We start from the raw sequence: 20,002 nt of genomic DNA, 5'->3' as shown, positions 1-20,002 counted from the left end.
TGATTGATCTCAAAAATCAAAATACATCTAAACGTGGTTTTTTATCCGTTTACTCTTTTTCCACAAATACATCTAAACGTGGTCGAAAAACCATCTAAACGTGGTCGAAAATACATCCAAACGTGGTCGAAAAACCATCTAAACGTGGTTTTTGCTCCGGAAAAACCCTTTATTTATAGGCATTTCCAGCCTCCTAAGTAATAAATACGAAGTATAAAAGTATTCTATCTATATATTTCTTTATACCTTTCAAGATACATCTAAACGTGGTTTTTTATAAAATAGGAAACAAAAATTTTCAATTATCCCATCGCTTATATGATTGAGTATGTACAAAACGCCAGGCATTGTTGATAACTAGAACTGCCTGGTTGCCATTTTAGCGGATTTTTGCACCATACCATAGTAATTTATACCCTTAGTTATAAAAACGGTGGGAAATGGCGAATAGACAGGACAGGAAAGGAAAGCAAGAGGAGAAAGATTTCACTTTCTCCTCTGATAAAATCATGCTACCCATTCACCATTTCCATTTACACGATATCCATCAGGAGTAACCGTATTCACATATAACGCTCCTTTTGTACCATCGCTGACCGGATTCAAATAGTACCATTTTCCATTGATATACTGCCATCCTGTCAACATAGCACCTTTTGTACCATTGCTGACTGTGTTCAGATAATACCACCGGTTATTTGATAATATCCATCCAGTCTCCATCTTTCCAGAAGCATCGATATGATACCAGTTGCTTCCATCGAAGAACCAGGTGTTTGTGATAAGAGCACCATTACGATTCAGATAGTACCAGTTATTGCCAACAATGATCCAACCAGTCTTCATAAATCCATCATTTCCGAAATAGTACCAGTTGGTTCCACCATTACTGCAGATGTAAACCCACTTGTTTTTCGGATAAGTAATATTCTCCTTCACTGCCGTCTTGATATCATACTGGTACCACCAACGACCGTTGGAATCTTGTTTCCATGTTCCATCAGAGATTGGAATTACAGAGGAAGACGATCCATTCGGTCCTCCGGTTGTAGTCTTTACGCTGGAGGGACTGCTACTGTGAGATCCGCCTCCGGAGCTTCCACCTGAACTGCTGGATCCGCTACTGGACGAAGTCTTGTATTTCTTAATATCAAAGGTCATTGTTACGCAGCTGTCACTCAGAGTAAACTCATATTTTTGAGAAGAAAGCGGATAGCCGGTTGGCATGATCTTCTCAAGCATATAGTAAGATCCATATGCTAAAGATGCGCTTACTTTTCCGTTTGTGTCAGTGACATATGTTTTTACCAAAGTACCATCCTGTTTATAAATCGCGATGGTCGCATTTGCAAGTCCTGTTCCGCTCTGATTTACAAGATTCAGATTGAAGGTTCCTGTGGTAGTCGTGGTTGTTGTCTGGCTGCCGCTGCTCTTTTTGAGCTTTGATAAGGTAAAAGTGTATGTCGCAATATCCTTCGTTAATGGCATCTGATAATGCTTATCAGATACGGTATAGCCATCAGGCATACTCTTCTCTTTTAAATAATATTCTGTCAGTTCCAGATTGTTGATGGATATTTTACCATTCGCATCCACTGTATAATCGCCAACAAAGGATCCGTCTGCTTTGTAGAGAGACATAACAGCTGACTGGATGGGGGTGTTCTTCTCCTGATCAACAATAGTGACATTGATTGTTCCAGTCTTAGCTTCTGATCCGGACGATCCCGATGTAGCTTTCTTTAATGTCACTTCAAACTGAGAAACGGAAAGATCAATTTCTCGTTTTTCCGGGTTGAGAGTGTATCCTGTTGGTACCGCTTTTTCTGTGAGAAAATACTTACGCATGGTAAGGTCGTTGAATGTAACGCATCCGCTGTTATCAGTAACGAATTCAGCCTGGAAGTCACCTGTTGCAGAAGTAAGAACAAGCGTCATATTTGGAATGGCTGTGCCGCTTGTGGCATCTACAACTTTTACTTTGATGCTGCCGCGAACATCTTTATCTTCTCCAGAGCTGGAACCGGTATATGCTTTTTCTAATTTGATATTATACACATTGAATTTTGTGAGGTTGACAGAATGCTTGGTCTGGGAAGCACTGTAACCTGCCGGCATGGAATCTTCCGTGAAGTAATACTCTTCCAGAGCAAGATTTTCTGCCTTGACCACTCCGTTTTCATCAGAAATTTTTGTGGCAATATGTTTACCATCTTTTTTGTAGAAGCTGATAGTTGCTCCGCTGATCGGAGTCTGCTTATCTTTATCAACAATTGTTACATTGATTGCTCCGGTTTTTGTTTCTTCTCCTGAGCCAGATCCACTTCCACCACTTCCGGATCCGGAACCACTGCCGCCGCTTCCATTGGAGTAGATCTTGCGGAATGTGAGGGAAACTTTTGGCTGCCCCTTTGTAAAGGTGACTGTGGTTTTATTCTTGGAAATGTTGTATCCATACGGCATGGTTGACTCGGAAACGTAATAGGTTCCGAGCGGAATGTTCTTAACTTCGAACTGTCCGCTGCTGTTTGTTTTGTAGGTTCCAAAGATCGAAAGATCTTCTTTAAGCAGTGATAAGGTAGCTCCTACCACTGGTTTTGATGTATCATCCTGATCCGTCACTGTGACTTTGAGATAGCCACTGTTATACTGAACGGAATCCTTTGCTTTCTGGAGCGTAAGATTTACCGTAAGGACACGGTCCTTCAGGCTGAATTCATATTTTTTATCGGAAACACTGTAGTTTTCCGGCATCTGATCTTCTGTAAAATAATAATCACCCTGTGCTAAATCTGTAATTGTAACTTTACCGGCAGCGTCAGTGGTGGTGATCATAACGAATTCGCCAGTCTTTTTGTAAAGCGCTAATTTGGCGTTTGCAATGGCTTCTTTTGTATCGACATCTTGGAGAAATACGTTTACGGTTCCTTTTACATCCGTGGATTTGATCTTTCTGATGTTGAAGTTGCAAGTTGACTTTTCCTTGCTTACAGTAACCGTATGAACATCGTCAGAAAGAATATATGGATCCGGAACGGAAACTTCGGATACTTTGTATGTTCCAAAAGCAAGTCCAGCAAATCGAACAATACCGGAGGCATCTGTCGTTCCTGTTATTTCGGTTGATCCAGAAATAAGCTTGATGGTTACGTTGCTGATGCTGTCTCCACTTGTCTGATCAGATACAGTAACGACTACTGTACCATCTGTCACTTCGTCTTTGACATCAACCGTCAGATTCAGATTGAACTCAATGTTTGTTTTGGTGATTTCAAATTCGAATTTTTCGTTCGTATCAATTAAGTATTTCTCCGGGACTTTTGTGATCTTGAAGTAGTATTTTCCGACTTCAAGATCCGTGATTTTGATCATACCATTGGAATCGGTTGTTCCAGTGGTGATCGCGGAATCATCCGTGGAATCGTAGAGGGTAAATTCTGCACCGGAAATAGGGTTGTTGTCGGTTTTCGTTTTTAAAGAAATATTGGCAGTTCCCTTTTTAGTCTCCCCGCTATCGCCCTTATCCTTAAGAATCGGAATTTTAACAGTGATAGCATAAGAGGTATACTCCTTATCATCTGGAATTAAAACATCGAAGTCAAATGGTTCCTTATCGAGCTTATATCCTTCCACAGTGGAAGACTGCACGGTATAATACTGTCCCTGGACAACATTTCCGACCAGGCATTTTCCAGAGGCATCAGTTTTGACGTTGCTGACAGTTCCATCTGGATTATGCAGCTCAAAAGCAATGTTTCCGACAGGAACGGATTTATCGTCATTGTCTACGCTTTCCAGTGTGAGAGCTACTTTCTCGGCAAGAGATTCTTTTTGAATCGTGAAACTCCAATCCGAAGAAAGATCGTATGTGTATGGGGTGGTGAGCTTTTTCCATCCCGGTAAGGGATCACTGTCGATGACCTGGTATTTTCCAGGGGCAAGTCCTGTAAATTCAACGGATCCTTTTTCGTCTGTGTATTTGGTTTCCTCGTAACTTGAGAAAAGGGATTTTAAAGTGATTCCATTTCCCTCCAAATACTGGTTTTCATCGCTGGCATTTACAACCGTTACTTTAATTTTTAACGATTGTGAATCTGCGCTTCCCGTGGCAAATGCGGGTAGAATATTTGATATCATCATGATTATCGCAAACAGCCACGATAATATGATTCGTCCATATCGCTTTTTCGCCATGGTTCATACCTCCTCTTTTGAAATGATTTTTTTCATAGCCTATTATATCATAGGGGGATGGGATTTAAAATGAAAAATGTCAATAATCGAATAAAAAATATGCAAATATTGGCATTTTTAAAATACAAAAAGGGGCTGTCGCATTAGCAAATATTTTTTGCTGGGCGGCAGCCCTGCTTTATGCCCAAATGGCATCGAAATCGGTCACGTTTTCGATGCCATTCTTTATAAACGCAGTTCATTCCCAGGCATCCCTTTCGGCATGCCTTATTTCAGGCTGTTTTGTTTTCAACTATCAAAATCTATGCCCTTTTTAATGGAAAAAGATAACTTCCCGTTCTTCCGGTCTGAATCTTGCAATGAAGCTTATTGATATTTCGTCCCATCGCCAGAAGGATGCTCTCTGCCAGTGCATTTGCCTTTCCACGATACAGATATCTTCGAAAATTCATGTCCTCTTTTACGTCAGCAAAAGAACCTTCTGCCTGAATACTGCGATTCATACGGAGTATCGTTCCATACTCACTTGTGATCCGTTCCAGATCTTCTGCGCGTTTCTGGCTCATTGTTTTTGAAACCATCAGCACTTTATTGCGCTTTTCCATAGGTGTTTTGCAGTTGTTTCCCTTGATACATTCCGTTTTATAAGGACAACCAGTGCAGTCTGGGCTTCTGTAATAAGTTTTTACACTGACATATCCGCTAGTTGTTTTACTTCTGCGTTCATTTGTGACAGTTAGTTCCCTTCCGTTGAGGCAGATGTAGCTGTCCCTGTCTGCATGGTACTCCATGTTTTCCCTTCTACTGATGTCTTTTTTGTATTTTCGGGTCTTCGAAATCTCATAGTTCTGCGGCTTTATATAGGCGGTCTGTCCGTTTTCCTCAATGAAAAGATAGTTTTCTTCACTTTCGTACCCGGCATCTGCAACGACTTCTGAATACTTAAATCCTAGGTGATTCTCCATGTCTTTCAAAAACGGGATCAGGGTACGTGTATCGGTAGGGTGCGGGCTGATATCGATCCATGTGATGTATTCGGAATCCACTCCATGCTGAATGTTATAAGCAGGTTTTAACTGTCCATTCAGCATCGCATCTTCTTTCATTCTCATGAAGGTCGCATCCGGGTCTGTTTTGGAATAGCTGTTTCTATCCCCAAGCGTATACAGCTTTTTTGTATATTCCTTTAGTTTCTCCAGATATTGATCCAGCTGTTCCAGAGATTTCTGTAATTGTGTTTTTCTACGCCCGATTCCATGTACAAACACAATTCCCTCCTGCACTTTTATGCGGCACAACTGCTTCTTTAACCGTTTTAATGTGTGGATGGATATCCGGTCTTGGTATACGGTCCTGATTCCATAGAGTTCTTCACATTCAGCCACAAAAGAAGATAGTTTTGTGTATAACCGGGCCTGATTTTTCGTAATAGCCCGTTTCCATACAAAGGTATATTTATTGGCTGCAGACTCGATCTTGGTGCCATCAATAAAAATGGTCTTTCCTGAGATCTCACCAAGAAGATAAAGCAGATCTGACATTTGGGCAAGCAGTACCTTTGCACAAGCCGAAAAATGCAGGGAGATAAAACGCGCGATCGTTGCATGGTCAGGAGCCGGCATTCCTTCCAGGAGGTACATAAAGTTGATATCCCGTTTGCATGCCTTTTGGATATCCCTGCTTGAGTAGATTCGATTCATTACTGCATAGATGACGAGTTTCAGCATCTGACGCGGCGTTGCCTGATTTTTTCTGATCCTGCTGTAAGTTTTATACAGTTCAGAAAGGTCCATTTCCTCCACAAAGGCACTTACCAGACGAACCGGATCATCAGATGGAATAGAAATCTCTAAATCCAGCGGAAGTTTGATTTGATAATACAGAGAAAAAGAGGTATAATCTCTCTGTATTATTTTGTTTAGTCGCATAAACTGATTATACCACGAACGCCGGGCTTTTCGAAGCTCGGCGTTTTGTGTTGGGAATATGATGTGATCATATACCTTTGAATAGAAATGGATAAAAGTGGCGAAATAGTAAAAATGAGAACTCCTTGGTTATATTAGAACCTTGGAGTTCTCATTTTTTGTATTTATATATTGTTGCAAATAAATCAAATAAATCAGACAAATAACGATCAAAATATTAATATATAACAAAAATAATATATAATATATTACAAAAACACACTTTAAATTAGATATTTTAAATATATAAGCGAAAAATATTGATAATTTCAAAAGATGATGTTATAATTTAAACAAAATAAAGCGTGTATATAATTGAGTATAGGGGTGATTAAAATGGAAAAGTAAAAAATAAATGGTCTCAAAAAGTGTAAAAATTTACAAATTAAATAACAGCATGACGTAGCCTATAAAAAATCAACTATATAATATATAATACGAGAGGAATCATATGAAAAAGGTAAGTTTTTTTCCAATAATAACGTTATTCATACTGCTTATAAATAGTTTTATAGTTTGTGCAGAAGAAGTTTATCCGCCAGGAGAAATATATGCTGTTGAAAAAATTATAACAGATTCTTATCCAGATACGCGACAAAGAGCTCAAAATGCAAAGGGATCTTGGAAACAAGATAGTACTGGTTGGTGGTGGGAATATCCTGATGGAAGTTATGCTATCAATAAGTGGGAATATATAAATAATAAATGGTATTATTTTAACAAAGATGGATATATGTTACGAGGCTGGCAAAATATAAATGGAGAGTGGTTTTATTTAGAAACAACAGGTAATTCTACTTTTCCGATCGGTGCAATGGTTACTGGATGGTATGAAATAAATAACTATTGGTATTATTTTTATTCGACTGCACGGTTTGAGCATACTGCAGGTGCTATGGCAATGGGATGGTTGAATATTGATGGTTATAGTTATTATTTATATTTAGAACAAACCGGGGATAATCCTCAAGGCTCTATGGCAACGGGATGGATCAACATTGGTGGAGAGTTATTCCATATGGATGAAACAACGGGACGTCTCATTGCAAATGAAGCTATTACATTAGGCATAAATGTTTACACGGATTCAACATTTAGAGCTGAATTTAACGATGAAATAACGGTTGATGAGATATTTGAACTGGTAGGAATACCATTCGAAAAAACATGGAATCTATTATTTAATGTTGATGAATATGAGTCATCTGGGTTGCCAATAGATAAGTGCAAACAAGGAACAACATCTGATTGTACCTGTGTGGAAAATAGTAAATGTAAAGATACTACAGATACAGAATATCACCATAAAAATTCTATAAAACTAACCAATCTTCTTAAAGAAAAATATCCTGCTAACAGTAGCTATTTAGTAGTGGGCCTGTCAGGAACCCCACGTTTTTGCTGTTATAATGGAAAAGAACATCACTATAATTATGGATTGACAACTAATAAGCAATATACATATTGTGGTGCTGATAAAGATGATATTTCACATACCATACGTGTAATTCAGCATGAAATGTCCCATATGTTTGGGTGCTTAGATTCACCTCACGACAGCGAAAAATTATGTACTATGAATGGTGGATATGATAATTTCCCATTATATACAGAAAATATTTGGTGTTTGGATTGTCGAAATGGCATTTTTGTAAGAAGCAGTCATCAGGGTCTATAGATACAGTGGAGGATTTGATATGAGAAAAAATATCATAATACTAATAGCAATAATGTGTTTAGGTCTATCTGGTTGTAAGGGAAAAACAGCTGAAGCGGCTCCAATTAATAATAATGATAATATTGCTGAATCCGAGGCAAACACAGAATATGATTCTATAGAAGATTTTTTAACACGGAGCAATGTCTCTGTATTTATGATGGATTCTAATAGTAGTATTATTGCAACCTATTCAAATGCAGCCGCATTTAGTGCGGTAGATAAAAAGGTTTCTGTGGCAGAAAGCTACACTGCAATAACATATGAATGCGAAACAAATGGGGAAACATTCAAAGTAAAGTTGGCGACATATAAGTCAAACAATGGAGATGAACAATTGGCTTCCATAGTAGATAGCAATCCGGGTATATTTTCGGAAGAGGATATAGGAGGGGTTCTGACATATTATTGTCCGGGATCAAAATATGATTGGTTTGATTGTTATGCAATGGTAATAGAGGATAAATTGTTCGTAGTTAATATAGAAAAAGGATATGATAAATATATTGAGGATGTGTTAAGCAATATTGTATTGCAATAGAAAAATCATGTAATGTATGTATTATATATAAGTTAATTTAGTGCAAGAAGTAAGAGCCTATCATAAGTGACGGGCTCTTCCTTTTCTCCTGCGTTCGGAATTTTAAACATCATGTAAAAAGCGTTATTGCAAAGAATCAGATGAAAAAATACGTGTGCAAAATATCGGTTTACACGGGTATAGTGAGCGTAGAGCGAACTATGAACGGGTAAACCGATATCTTTATAAAATCCGTATTATCTGTTGACATATCTGGATATACGGGCTAAGATGTAGTTATCTCGACAGGGCGAGACTAAAGAGACCATTAAGCCCTGAGCGGTCTGCGGATTTTGCGGACGTTGGTAACTTTTACCATTGCTATACCTGGAGCGATACGCCAGGGTAATCCGGAGCAATACCGATGATGCCTTTTGCGGAGGTAGTAAGGATTACAGATTTTGCCTAGTAACCATTTGTGAACAGCAAATGTAAAAAGTATCAGACAGTTGATCCGAGACTGTGAAAATCGGAGAACCCTGAGTCAAGACAGGAAAAACTGGAAACAAGCTGTAAAATCAGCCGCGTCGAGGGCACGCGTTAATCGATATGGTAGCCTTCGGGCTTATCTGTCGAGCCGTTAAATATAGATAGAACCGTAACTGTAAACAAAGAGACAGATCACAGCTCTTATATCTGTAAAAAAGATGAGCGAACATACGAAAGAGCAGGAAAAAAGAAAGGCTCCTGCCGCATGTACACCATGTCCGATGTGCCTGAATATAAGGAAATATCGGATCAGTGGTTGGTAGCGGAGAATGAATTGACGGTATACCGGGATCGGTGCATGAAAGAGGGAATAAAGCTCTTTGCCAGATATTTTCGGGACCTGTGGGACTGAGATCATTTTTTGAGAGACATATCGTAGTTCTCTAATACAATCCAACATTCTCTTGAACGTTTTCTTACACGATGCTATACTATAACCATCGGTAGACGGTTTACCCGTGTTTATATGTTTAGCTACAAAAAATAGCCGCTCACACTTTGCGAGGGTATGGGACGGTTATTTTTGAGTTTTATTATTATCGCGACAATCTTCTAGCCGAGTCCAAAGCATGTGAAGATAAGCTCAACAATGCGATTACCTCTTCTATATTCATGGCTAAGTCCTCCTTTCATGAGATTTCCTTTCGGATTTCTATGTAATCGGAGGGTCACAGTCCCTCCGCAGAGGGGCAAACCGCCTGCCGTGTTGCGCAATTAGACGGTGCTGCTTGAGACGGATATCTAAGCGGACATTTTGTACAGGGCATATTTCTAGCAAAACTTGCAACCCATTTCATGGACCAAGTACAACGAGGCTGTCGCATTAGCAATGTTTTTGCTAGGCGACAGCCCCTCCACGTAGAAGCAAAGAATTTTTGGATAGCTATGCTAAGAGTCTCGTCCAGTCTTCGGACTGACACAAATAATAAGGCGCATTATTTATAACCTCATTATAGGCTTTTTCTCCCTCGAAAGAGTCAACAACAGCCTGCTCTTCCGGATCCATATCGGAATATCGCTTTTTTCCGTAAGAAGGTGGAAGCCAGCCTTTGTGCTGTGAACCAAAAATATTAAATTTCTTTAACAGCTCCTCATTCTCAAACACAATATGACAGGTTCCTTTCTTGTAGAAGGTGACACTTCCATATTTCAGCTTGATATTTTTAGTCTGCTGCTCCTCCTTTGCGGCTTTAAGAGTTGCCTCCAGATCAACAGCATCTGTCAGTCCACCATCCAGATAATTCAGGCATTTTTCAATGTCCTGAAGTTTGCGTATAACATCGTATCTGGTAGGATCAAATCCGCCGAAACTATACTGTAAGTTATGATATCCTGTAAGAGGAATGATCACCTTTTTATTTATAAACCAGGATTTGTTTGTTTTCCAACCATTATAGTAATGGATGTTATTTGATGTTTCGTCATAATAACTGTACTTATGGCTGAATTCATCGAAGAGGCTAATAATCGTATCTTCGACTCCCTGATTTATACTTCTACACATCTCAATTTTTAATTCGTAGATATTGTGCAGAGAGAACTCATAATCTTTGAGTTCATTGATTCTCTTGCAATATTCTCTGCGGAGATTTTCCGTCAGCACTCCGATGAACTTCGGGTTATTGAAGAGTGCTTCCCAGTATTTTCCCCGAATCTCCCGGATAAAGTTATTGACTGTGCCGGGTTCTTTCCCGACTGTCAGAGAAAGGACACAGCCACCGCTCTGGGTAACTTCTCCAGTGGACGGATCCTTTTCGTAGGACCTCATGATATGCGGAGCCATCGCACGGTACTCTTTGATCAGCTGGATTCCTGCTGCCATTTCCAACTTATACTGTCTCACGATCGTACGGATGAGATCATTTTCTGCTAACTGGGTATCTTCGTATTCTGGAACGACACACTCTTCGTCCCGAGCGCGAACCAGCTTATCGAAAATGAAGGATTTCTTGGCAGGAGCCGGGATATTCACTTTAATAAGGGCAATCTCCACATCCGTTTTCCGCTCTGCATTGGAAAATGTATCTGACATGTATTGAATGTCTGCGTGATATTCCTCCAATTTCCGCACCAGAGCAAGCCGTTCATTGGTGCATGGATTTCTTAAGGTTTCTGCGTTTAACAGACAGATGATTGCACCTCCGGAAGCTTCCTGCATCGTAAGTGCCCGGGTTAGGTGATTGCATCCATTCGAAAATGGCGGGTTCATGATGATGAGGTCATATTCTTTCATGGTATCATAGGTAAGAAAATCATCATGGACAACCCGGTAGCCTTTTCCTGTCAAAATATGCCTGAGATCGGAATTGATCTCAATGCAGTCTATATCAAGACGAGGTTCCTGGTCCCAACGGGATTGAGGAGCCGTCTTTTTTCTGATCGCATCTACAATATCCCCCTTTCCAGCGGAAGGTTCTAGTATACTCTTTATCATATAAAAATTAACAGTAGAGAGCATTTTCTCAATCAAATTATACGGTGTCGGATAAAAGTCTTTTGTATTCTCAAACATTTTTTATTCTCCTTTTTTGTTTTTCTATTACCATGGAAAGCAGCAATATAATTCGTTGCTCTTCATGGTGCCAACTTCAAATAAATAGGATCCATTTTCCCAATAATCGGAATCTCGGTCTAATGGATCCATAATTTTGCGTTTCGGATATTTCTGATAGAAGAGTTTTACTGCTTCTTCATAGGACATTGCGCAAATAATGCCCTTATCCCCTTCGCTGTTTTCGTAAGCAAAAATTTTGCCTTTATGAAATTTCTTTCTCTTCGCCACTTGGCTCTCCTTTCATCAAATTTTTTTCTGGTTGTGTTTGCACGATTCTCGTGCCACTCCCCTCCTTTGCATATATTTCAGTTTTTTGCACAAAAAAAGGTCCACGGCTCCCGAAGGAGCAATGGACCTAATTTCCTTTTACATGTGATGCAAAAAACTGATGCCTATAGTATATCAGCTTTTGCGGAAATTGTCTACTGTATGATTAGCCAATGCAGATAATATTTTTGTTGGACATCAACCAGGCTTGCATTTGCCGGTCTTTATCCATAAGAACCATTGTTAAATCTGCGCGTTTCTCCCGAAGGAGGTATTTAAGGTAATCGGTACAGTTGATTGCCGCAAATACATAGTAATTTTTCTCTTTTTCCGGAATTGTTGGATCAATAACCTTTCCCTCTGGTGAAAGGAAAAAAGCATGACGGAAATAGAGATTGTCAACAGTGCCAGAACTCATGTATCCAAATGCAATCTGATAAGGATGTGCCTTTGTGTCAAAAATGATACGCTTTATGTTATCATAGCACTGTTTTGGCTGGATACATGCCTTAAATGTTTCATAAAAAGATTTGCTTTGCGCAATGTCCTTTTCATAGGTAATATAATTCATTCTGTACGTCATTTATACGTGGAGAGCAGCGTCATCAGCTGCTCTTTTTCATTGGCATTTAATTTATGTGCCCCGTAACGGAGATCATCATATCCAGATATCACAGAGAGATCAAATCCGTCTGCGTCCAGACAAAGAAGATGCTCCAGGCTTACATGGAATAATTTCATATATGCAATAAGAATCTCAAATCCCGGAATGATGCCCCCACGCTCATAAAGGCTGAGAGTGGATTGCGCGATTCCTAACAGCAATGACAGCTCTACCTGTTTCATTCGTGCGTTTGTCCGCAATGTACGAAGTCGTTTTCCAATTTCCCGAGTATCGAGCGGTTCCAATTGCATTGTTTCATATCCCTTCTTTATCTGTATATTATAATTTATATTATCACATATACGAATATTTGTAAATCGTGATATTATAATTCATAATATCATAATAATAACGTGTCGCTGAGGCTATATGCCTACGCTATGGACACCAGACACTTTTATTTATCCTGTCCACCCTCCGGTATTGACACGAAGCTTTCTTGGAAATGTATGCCTAAGCCATGCGTATAGCCATTTTGTAGAGCTATTTGCTACCTTATGCGTCCCAAGAAGCTGCCAAAGGCGAATCGGATGATCGTTCCACTCAAACTCATAGAAATCACATAAGGTATAGGCACCATCTCCTGCTGCCTTTAGATGTTCCTGAAGTTTTTTATTATCCAGACAGGAAAAATCGAGCTTTGTAAGTGTATGCTGAAGCACTTTGCAGCTGCTCATACAGCTTTCTTTGCAGTTCTCAGCATATTCTCTCCAATCCGGCTCAGGGTCATCGTAATACGAAACATAACGGGCAAACTGGACACATACCTGGGAAATACTGTCGAGAAAGGACAGGCAAAGTTCCTTATACTGTTCGGGTGATATTTCTGTGTTTGCCCTGGACACATGGATCCATTCCGGTTGGATCGGTTCCGAATATGTCCACTCTTCGTATTCCTGGTAGGGGTAGTGATCAAGTTTTTCCGGATTCAGCTTTTCTGCATCAATGCGAAGCAGTACATTTTTTTCCAGAAGGATTTTCCAGTACGGAATACTCTTTTTATCAGAAAGATAGATCCGAGCCTCTTCTTCCTCAACGATTCGGCTGCGTTCGCCGATTAACGGCTTCAGCCCTTCCTGTAAAATGCGTTTTGCTGTGTTCGTGTCCGTAAGGTGATATAAGTATCGCATCGTTTTTTTCTGCTCCTTTCAGTTCAGTATATAACAAAACAGGATGTTTTGCGGCTTCAGATATGATATTGAAGCCGTTTTACATCCTGTCATTGTTTTCTTATCTTGTGATATATTGCCATTGTCCGATCCCTACATGCTTCAGCAGACCTGCCTGAGCAAGCTGCTGCAACGTCTGTCGGATTTTGGCTTTCCAGTTCGGGTTGGACAGCGTCTTTTTTCTTCCTTCCAATTCCCTATAGAAAAAATCTCCGGAAAGAATCCCTTCAGAGGATCTTGCAATGCTCATGATGATATCCTTCCAGGTGGCATATAAGCTGTCACGAATATCCAGGGAGTATTTTTTCGGAATGACATAAGAAATCTCATACCCGCTGGGCTTTTTGATCACAGCGATCATCTCGTGCTCAATCAGAGCATATGGAGATGCTGCCTGGTTCCTATATACTCTGGTGCCGGACATACAGTTATGCTGCATCTTGATGTAGGTCTGCTGCATGGTGCCAGGAATGACGAGATTCTGGTACATGGATCGGTACTGACCTTTGGAACGGATCTCTCCAACCAGGCAGACCTCATATGAGCCGGCTGGCAGCGCATTGTATGCTCGCATCATGGCATAGTTGATGGCGTTCATTCCAGTCTCAAAATCCATTTCCTGGATATCGCTTTTAGCGCATCCGATTGTATCTTTCCACATCGCTCCAGAATAATGGATTCCATTTATGGAAGGATACGGGGGATGGAGAAATACCATGTCTGCATGATAGAAGCCGTCTGGAAGGTCCATGGAGTCATCCAGGATATCCATCGTCTGAATCCCATTCCTGGGTGGGTTGGGATTCAGATCGATGCCGGTATAAACTACGTTCATGTCCTTGCAGACATCGTAGGTTGTCCCGGATCCAGCAAATACTTCTGCCATGTGAGAAACATGAAATTTATTGATGAAGAAAGCCGGGATCCATCCAGAGCATGAACCACGATAGCGGCTGCTTCCCCATGGTCCGCGCTCCGGGAAGGAAAGGATGGTTCCTGTGTGGTTTTCTAACTCACGAAGGATTTCTGCTTTCGTCATGCATTCACCATACCTTTCAGATCGGCAATCAGTGCATCAAAGAGCTGATTGAGACGTTCCCGTTCATTGCCAACTGGATAAGCATGGTAAGTTGTTCCGGACATCTCCTCGACGAAACAGTCAGAATGTGCCGTCAGGTAGTCGCTCCGAAGTCCTTTTTCTCTGAGCTTATCTGCGATATAGCAGTCGAACGCTCTCGCAAACATCTCACAGGTACTGCTCCAGTAGCCATGTCCGCTCTTTCTGTGAATCTGATCAAACTTATCCGATGCTACATAAAAGTCGGTAAAGGTTCCATCCTCTTTCCTCTTTAATGCGGAAAGAAGCTTTTTCCAGGATTCCGGGGCATCTGGACTGATCCGGCATTCGCTCGCAAGAAGTTCTGATGAGCCTGGTTTGGAAAAGGTTCCTGCCAGGGAGTGGTCAAGCGCATGCGCCCATTCGTGTGCCAGGCATCCGGCACCTTTCATCCGGGTCAAGTTAATCACTCTGCGCAACGGTTCATAATGTGCCGTTGCTGCTGCCGCTCCGCCCTTTCCTCTGGAACCAAAAGCAATGCTCAAGGTACCGTGAAAGGTCAGATTCTTTGGATCCGTTTCCAGAATATCAGCCAGGTCCATAAGCGCATCATACGCCTGGTTTAAATTCTCCTGGCGTTCCTTATCGCCTAACCAGTTTCCGAATTCTCCGCCACGGAACCCGAAGGTATCCATGAGAAGTTCCGGTGTTGCATGGAAGCCGTTCCGGTAGTCTGTACCTTTCCGTTCCACCCAGGAAAGCTGTGGATAGTGGAATATTGTCTTGGAAGCCCGTGCTGCAGTCTTTTTCGGAGCAATCTCTGCTGCCGCTCTTGCGATTTTCTCAACCGTATCTGCCGCTTCCTTTTCCGTGCAGAGATTATAGGCAATGATGTCCCTGGATCCACTGTCAACGATGATCCAGCTATTTTTTATCCAGGTCTTTTCATATTCCTCTATCTTTTCAGGATAGTAGAAATGGGTGGCATAGCCCTCATGAATCGAAAGATATTTCCGGATCGATGTCCCGCGAGTTTCTGTTTTAAACGCAACATCTTCGCCCTCATAGAAATAGATCTTCAGGCGATTCTTTATTAAAACATAATCCGCATCCTCTTTTGCTACACCAAAGAGCGGATATGACTTTTCGCGGCACAGATCAAACGTGTTTTTCTGGATTGCTTTAAAAAATGATCTGTTGATGACCCCTTCCCATTTTTTCGGAACATCACAGTAATAGGGCGTGATCGGTACAAGGTATCCGTCCGTCTTTAACCAGGTAAGGATCTTCCTTGTTTCATTCATGGATGTGAGTTCCATCACATGATCACGGACTGCCTGGACAAATGCCACATAGCGTTCATTACGGTCTTCGCCCAGCATGGAAGAAGGATCCTTTGGCAGAGACTTACGGACCTCGTTTTTCCAGAAGGAAACGGCTTTATCTGCTCCAGCTGCGATAAGTGAGGTCCAGTCTGGCTTTTCCCAGACATTATCCTTTTTTACGAAGACTTTCTTTTCCTCTGCGGTCATCTCGTACAGGTCGCTAAGACTCAATCCGCGTCCCTTCCAGGTATCTTTTCTTGCTCCTCCGATTTTCTTTCCGAAGTCGTTAATCAGTGTACTATTCATATTTATTCCTCCTCTTCTTTCTGAATCAATTGAAACACGTATTTCTTACCCGCGATGCTCTATAACTATTTGTGATGCTAATTCCCATCCTAGGCAAGTATCAATTTTATTTTGTATATAGTCTCTCTCGTGTCTTTTTCCGTTACATTCCCAACACGGTTTATTTGTATCGCAATAACAGTTATCTGTACCACACCAACGGCAATTCCAACATCTGCACTGCTTACATTGTTTTGATAACATCATTTGTAGTACCACCCTTCCCATGAAATAAAGAAATTGAATTCTAATCTACCTTTTTTGTTTATGATTTTGTGAGACGAATTTTCTTACTCATCTGCATTCTCCTTTCGTTTATGGAGGGGTGATTACGTGGTAACGTCATGCCCCTCTTCATAGTTATTTCAGTTTTTTTTGCACAAAAAAAGGTCCACAGCTCCTGATGGAGCTATGAACCTAATTTCCCTTTACATGTGATACAAAAAACTGATAGCTATATTATATCAGGCATTTTAGAGTTTGTCCACTGCTTTCGCAGCCAAAGCGTGGTCCCTGTATGAGCATTCAGTCGTAACGAAGAATGACGAAATAAATGGAAGAAAACAGATTTGTGTGTTATAATTCCAATGTTACCGCCTCCCAAACTGGTGACAGGAAGGAGGTGCATCAATTGTGGAAAATCTGATGTCTTTTATTGTCGCTGTCATGGCTGGTGTAGCTTGCCACTATATCATCAAATGGTTAGATGGTGACAAATAGCCGGTAACTAGCCTGTAGATGCTCAACTACATAAAACGAGAAGAAAACCCCAGGGATCACGACTCCCTGGGGTTTTCGCTTTGCATCACTGTGGATACTGATATCTTTTTTTGCCTAACGGCATTATAGCATATGCGGAAATTGTTTTCAAGATACCTGGAAAGAAAATTTCATTGACCAAAGCGTGGTCCCAAAGAGATCTGTTTGACAACACGAATATTGTCATGTACAATAAACACAGAGAAGCGGTAAGTTGATCATAAGTGAAATGTGCGAACCTCAAGTGCTCAGGGTTTTTCCGGGAGATTCGCACCATAAAAATGAGAGATTCAACCGCTTATTTATTCATCTCGTCTGTTTGGATGAGAAAATAGAATATACTTATGCGAAATGTAGTCTTTTTACATAAACGGACACTATATTTTGCGGTCGCATCCCGCACGGGATGCGTGGATTTAAGCATTGTTCGTTGTGTAAATGGAGTATGGGTCATAGGTCGCATCCCGCACGGGATGCGTGGATTTAAGCATTGTTATCTCATCAATATAGACATCCGGATCAAAGTCGCATCCCGCAAGGGATGCGTGGATTTAAGCTATAAACAATGCATTGCTTATGATGTTAGGAGCCTGTGAAACTTTTTCTGTAAAATAACCTAAGTAAGGTCCTTCTATGATACAATAAATATCATTAGGAGGGCCTTTTACTATGGCAAAACAAAAGAAACCAGTTCACAGAGTTGAAATGACTGAAGGAAAAAGGAACATCATCCGCCAGCTTCTCGAAGAATACGATATCGAGACCGCAGAAGATATCCAGGATGCACTCAAAGATCTTCTGGGCGGCACCATTAAAGAAATGATGGAGGCTGAAATGGATGACCATCTTGGATATGAGAAATCCCAGCGTTCTGACAATGACGATTATCGTAACGGTTATAAACGCAAGCAGGTAAACAGTCGATATGGCTCTATGGAAATCGAGGTCCCACAGGATCGGAAATCGACCTTTGAACCACAGGTGGTGAAAAAGCGTCAGAAAGATATTTCTGATATTGATCAGAAGATCATCTCTATGTATGCCAAAGGAATGACCACTCGCCAGATCTCGGAAACGATTGAAGATATCTATGGTTTTGAAACATCAGAAAGTTTCATATCCGATGTGACGGATAAGATACTTCCTCAGATTGAAGATTGGCAGAACCGCCCATTGGATGAGGTATATCCAATCCTTTACATCGATGCGATCCACTATTCTGTGCGGGATAATGGAGTCATTCGTAAGCTTGCAGCCTATGTTATTCTTGGCATTAATGCGGAGGGGAAAAAGGAAGTCCTGACGATTACGATTGGTGACAATGAAAGTGCGAAATACTGGCTGTCAGTCCTGAACGAACTGAAAAATCGCGGAGTAAAAGATATCCTGATCATCTGTGCCGATGGCCTTACAGGCATTAAAGAAGCGATTTCAGCTGCGTTTCCCAAAACAGAATACCAGAGGTGTATTGTCCATCAGGTAAGAAACACCCTGAAATACGTTCCGGACAAGGACAGAAAAGCCTTTGCTGCAGATTTAAAAACCATCTATCAGGCCGCTGATGAGCAGAAGGCTCTGGCTACCTTGGAACGTGTAACTGAAAAATGGACTCCGAAATACCCGAATTCCATGAAACGCTGGAAAGACAACTGGGATGCTGTTTCTCCAATTTTTAAATTTTCAACCACTGTCCGGAAGGTCATTTATACAACCAATGCGATCGAATCACTGAACTCCACATACCGGAAGCTGAACCGTCAGAGAAGCGTATTTCCAAGCGATACCGCCCTGTTAAAGGCCTTGTATCTGGCTACTTTTGAGGCTACGAAAAAATGGACTACCACCATCCGTGATTGGGCTCAGGTTTATGGAGAACTGAGCATTATGTACGAGGGACGCTTACCCGAGTAAGCAAAAGAAGGGTTAAGAAGACAGGCGGGAAACCGCCTGCTCTTGACATGCCCGTAAGCAACTGTTATATATAAAACAAGAACGACAAGCCTGATTCACAAGCTTATCGCTCTTAATTATCATAGAAGAATCTTATTTACAGAGATTTTCTCATACTCTCGATGTTAGTATATGTCGCATCCCGCACGGGATGCGTGGATTTTAGCAACCTCTGTCGTCACTCTCCCAGGACAGACAGGTGTCGCATCCCGCAAGGGATGCGTGGATTTAAGCGTATTATTTTCAGGATCTCGCATACGCGAACCAGAGTCGCATCCCGTGATGGATGCGTGGATTTGAGCAGTCTATCGCGATTATAACCAATATAATGATTTGAGTCGTATTCCCGTGGGATGCGTGGATTTGAGCTTCTTCGTGGTTGCCATATGTGCTTTTGTGTGATGGTCGCATCCTATATGGGATGTGTGGCATCTAGTATGGTAGCGCAAATCTACTTTTGTTAAGCTATCTGTTGAAAAAAGCGTCTGATCACGCAATGATGTAGTGATCAGACGCTTTTTCGTTTGCTAAATAGCTTTTTTTATTTTCTGCCAAACCAACCTTTTAACAAAAGTAAACCGGCAAGAATGGCTGCTAAAGGCACAAAAAATTCGAAGCTCATAGGAAGACCTCCTTCTCCTTCTATCGATATAAATAAATTTTTATTCCTCGAAAATCATATTCTCTTGTTTCTGCGTTGCGAGTACGATCATCCAGGAGTATTGCAATGAAGTCGTTCAAACCGGATTCCTCGTAATCGAAATCCAGAATGTTTGCAGCTTCCGTTGTTATAAAGCCTATTGCAGAGTATTCCTGATAATTTGCCTCAATTTCAATCGGTAAGAATTCATCTGCTTCTAACAGGGGAAGCATCTCCATGATGTCATCTCTATTTAATCCGTCACAGAAATGTTTTTCCTTCAAAACAATGTTAAATTTTTCCACATAATTCTCTCCTTTTAATT

The 20,002-nt window shown here is 41.0% G+C and carries 13 protein-coding genes; 3 read left to right on the top strand and 10 right to left on the bottom strand.

Annotated elements, in window-relative coordinates; translation table 11 throughout:
* Positions 1 to 507: 507 nt before the first annotated feature.
* Complete coding sequence (locus DXA87_RS03615) at positions 508 to 4,194, bottom strand: SpaA isopeptide-forming pilin-related protein (protein WP_117503284.1); 3,687 nt, start codon at positions 4,192 to 4,194, stop codon at positions 508 to 510.
* Between the two features lie 302 nt (positions 4,195 to 4,496).
* Positions 4,497 to 6,122 (bottom strand): IS1182 family transposase, encoded by a 1,626-nt coding sequence (locus DXA87_RS03610; protein ID WP_117503283.1) that lies wholly within the window; start codon positions 6,120 to 6,122, stop codon positions 4,497 to 4,499.
* A 490-nt stretch (positions 6,123 to 6,612) separates the two neighbouring features.
* Between DXA87_RS03610 and DXA87_RS03605 the strand changes: the two genes are divergently transcribed.
* Positions 6,613 to 7,839 (top strand): N-acetylmuramoyl-L-alanine amidase family protein, encoded by a 1,227-nt coding sequence (locus DXA87_RS03605; protein ID WP_015553977.1) that lies wholly within the window; start codon positions 6,613 to 6,615, stop codon positions 7,837 to 7,839.
* 19 nt (positions 7,840 to 7,858) lie between these two features.
* Positions 7,859 to 8,419 carry a hypothetical protein gene (locus DXA87_RS03600; RefSeq protein WP_117503282.1) on the top strand — a complete coding sequence of 187 codons (561 nt, stop codon included), beginning with the start codon at positions 7,859 to 7,861 and terminating at the stop codon, positions 8,417 to 8,419.
* A gap of 1,411 nt (positions 8,420 to 9,830) precedes the next feature.
* Here DXA87_RS03600 and DXA87_RS03595 read toward each other — a convergent pair.
* From DXA87_RS03595 to DXA87_RS03565, 7 genes are all read right to left on the bottom strand, one after another.
* Positions 9,831 to 11,459 (bottom strand): DUF4942 domain-containing protein, encoded by a 1,629-nt coding sequence (locus DXA87_RS03595; RefSeq protein ID WP_117503281.1) that lies wholly within the window; start codon positions 11,457 to 11,459, stop codon positions 9,831 to 9,833.
* Positions 11,460 to 11,486: 27 nt separating this feature from the next.
* Complete coding sequence (locus tag DXA87_RS03590; protein WP_117503280.1) at positions 11,487 to 11,729, bottom strand: hypothetical protein; 243 nt, start codon at positions 11,727 to 11,729, stop codon at positions 11,487 to 11,489.
* A gap of 205 nt (positions 11,730 to 11,934) precedes the next feature.
* Positions 11,935 to 12,339 (bottom strand): hypothetical protein, encoded by a 405-nt coding sequence (locus DXA87_RS03585; protein ID WP_147326511.1) that lies wholly within the window; start codon positions 12,337 to 12,339, stop codon positions 11,935 to 11,937.
* Between the two features lie 8 nt (positions 12,340 to 12,347).
* On the bottom strand, positions 12,348 to 12,683 hold the full coding sequence (locus DXA87_RS03580; protein ID WP_117503278.1) for a helix-turn-helix transcriptional regulator: 336 nt from the start codon (positions 12,681 to 12,683) through the stop codon (positions 12,348 to 12,350).
* Positions 12,684 to 12,833: 150 nt separating this feature from the next.
* Complete coding sequence (locus tag DXA87_RS03575) at positions 12,834 to 13,562, bottom strand: hypothetical protein (protein WP_117503277.1); 729 nt, start codon at positions 13,560 to 13,562, stop codon at positions 12,834 to 12,836.
* A gap of 100 nt (positions 13,563 to 13,662) precedes the next feature.
* A complete protein-coding gene (locus DXA87_RS03570; RefSeq protein ID WP_117503276.1) occupies positions 13,663 to 14,640 on the bottom strand; it encodes a hypothetical protein in 978 nt (325 codons plus the stop codon).
* Positions 14,637 to 16,289 (bottom strand): LPD1 domain-containing protein, encoded by a 1,653-nt coding sequence (locus DXA87_RS03565; protein WP_117503275.1) that lies wholly within the window; start codon positions 16,287 to 16,289, stop codon positions 14,637 to 14,639. The genes DXA87_RS03570 and DXA87_RS03565 overlap by 4 nt, the downstream gene beginning before the upstream one ends.
* A 1,467-nt stretch (positions 16,290 to 17,756) precedes the next feature.
* Here DXA87_RS03565 and DXA87_RS03560 point away from each other — a divergent pair.
* Entirely contained in the window at positions 17,757 to 18,998 is a 1,242-nt protein-coding gene (locus DXA87_RS03560) for an IS256 family transposase (protein WP_066548922.1), read from the top strand.
* A gap of 681 nt (positions 18,999 to 19,679) precedes the next feature.
* On the opposite strand, the gene DXA87_RS03555 is transcribed toward DXA87_RS03560, so the two are convergent.
* Entirely contained in the window at positions 19,680 to 19,982 is a 303-nt protein-coding gene (locus tag DXA87_RS03555; protein ID WP_117503274.1) for a hypothetical protein, read from the bottom strand.
* Positions 19,983 to 20,002 lie beyond the last annotated feature (20 nt).

It is taken from the genome of Desulfotomaculum sp. OF05-3, from assembly GCF_003435535.1.
Taxonomy (GTDB): domain Bacteria; phylum Bacillota; class Clostridia; order Lachnospirales; family Lachnospiraceae; genus Pilosibacter; species Pilosibacter fragilis.
This window is presented reverse-complemented; position numbering and strand designations above follow the sequence as displayed.